This window comes from Empedobacter sp. GD03739 (assembly GCF_029843245.1).
Classification (GTDB): Bacteria; Bacteroidota; Bacteroidia; order Flavobacteriales; family Weeksellaceae; genus Empedobacter; species Empedobacter falsenii_B.
In genome coordinates this window covers 1-1,894 of the sequence record NZ_JAOCHX010000098.1, presented here as the reverse complement: position 1 = coordinate 1,894, position 1,894 = coordinate 1, and the positions used below count along the sequence as shown (strand labels likewise).

At 31.4% G+C, this 1,894-nt stretch carries 1 protein-coding gene and 1 pseudogene; one reads left to right on the top strand and one right to left on the bottom strand.

Annotated features, from left to right (window positions below; genetic code table 11):
* Nucleotides 1-466 (top strand): annotated as a pseudogene (locus N5E64_RS15540) (hypothetical protein); the annotation flags it as partial.
* 1,012 nt (nucleotides 467-1,478) lie between these two features.
* On the opposite strand, the gene N5E64_RS15535 reads toward N5E64_RS15540, so the two are convergent.
* Nucleotides 1,479-1,894 (bottom strand): T9SS type A sorting domain-containing protein (locus N5E64_RS15535; RefSeq protein WP_280038300.1); only part of this gene is annotated, 416 nt, incomplete at its 5' end.

The following is a 1,894-nucleotide window of genomic DNA, read 5'->3' as shown; positions in this document are numbered from 1 at the left end:
GATCGAAAAAGAAAATCATCAATTACAACCCGAAATTATTGCAGAAGCTTCTCTCTCTTTAGAATATCCGTTGGTTGTAAAAATAGGAAAATCTCGGCTTACTATAGGAACCAAAGAAGAGTTTCTATACCGAAGGTTAGCGATACAAGCGTCCCGTAAACGAATACAAATTGGGGCAACTTATGCAAAATCGGGCAAAGGAAAAACGAGGAAACTAAAAGCGCTAGATAAAATGAGTCAAGTAGAAAAAAATTATGTGCATCATCGACTACATGTTTACAGCAGAAAGTTAATTGATTTTTGTGTAAATAATAAAGCAGGAACACTTATTTTAATGGATCAAGAAGAAAAGATAGAGCTGGCCAAAGAAGAAGATTTTGTACTGAGAAATTGGAGTTATTATAAACTGATGACCAAAATAAAATATAAGGCAGATAAAGCAGGAATTGAGCTTATAACAGCTTAAAAATATAATTTTTGAGGGTGATTGTACACCCGTAAGGTGAGGTTGATAATAAACACTCACTAAATATAAACAACATATATAACGCAAGGGCCAATTTTTTTTTCATCTACAGATACTTGCTAGATACTCCCAACATAAAGGCAGGATGAAGGCAACATAGTGGCAGTAGAATGTATGTAAAAGATTTTTGTAGTTCAGGGGTTGTAATAATTGCCAAGTTGTTTTTTATACAAAAAAATGTTTAGTGGAAAACAAAAGGATATCATTTTTAAAGTTTCAATGAATTTAAACTCGTCATTTGAGCAATGATAATCTTTAAATCTCATTTAAAAAAGTAGATTTTAGTGTTGTACTATGTAATATTTATAATGTATTAAGTAAAATCCATTATGTATTTGTGAGAGGCTGGAATTTTCAAGGCTTCGAAATAACACAAAATCACTTTTTGAATACAAATATAAAATGAAGTAGATTACCAAAATAACCTTTGAGAATCATTTAAATCGTAAGAACACATGACCAAAAACAGTATTTCCACTTGATATTCAGCACAATGACCAAGACGATTCAAACCTCTAAAATAAGTATCATTTGATGCTATTCTGAAATAAACTCAGAATGATAAAATCCGTAAAACGTTAAGCGTAGAACGTAAAACTTAATAAAACCTATGTTTCTATTGTGGTTAGAATATTCATTTTTTATTCGGTATTCTTCTTGATGGGGCACAACAACGATGTAAAATTAACCCTTAGACAAGCAAATTAACTAGAAGTGACGAATAATGAACCTAATTGGTTATCCATTAACCTAAATGGAGGTTGTATGCACTAAAATGCATTTTTTCTGTATCGGTTGTGTATCCACGCTATATGTATTCTGTATCCATTGTATATCCATTCCGTATGGTTTGTTCGGTGCTCGTGTATCGAAAGGTTGATTACCATTTAGACAAAAAAAGTAACTATTCAACTAAAAAAGTCAATTTATTACATAAATGAGACGCAACAATTTATTTCTTCAAAATCTTAAAACTATGTTGATTCGAATTTATTTTAACGAAATAAACGCCAGAAGTAAGATGTTCTAAATTTATCTGCGAAACAGCTGTTCGAAACTTCTTTTCATAGACCTGTATTCCTGTTTCGTTATATATAGAAATTGTAGGTTGTTTTAAAATCTGCGAAAAATGAAGGTTTCTCTTTACTGGATTTGGGTACACTTGCAAAGTTGAAATAGTATGATCTGTTGTAGTCAACTTCTCTTGTGCTTGAGAAAAATGTAATAAAGTCGCCAAAGCTCCTTTCGCTACTTCTGTCAAATAATTCAAATCTAAATTAGCTATTATATCTTGAGCAGTATGTGTATAAGGCGTTTCATTTTTTTCGAAAAGTCCAGTTATTGGATAACCAACTGCCTGAAAAGGCA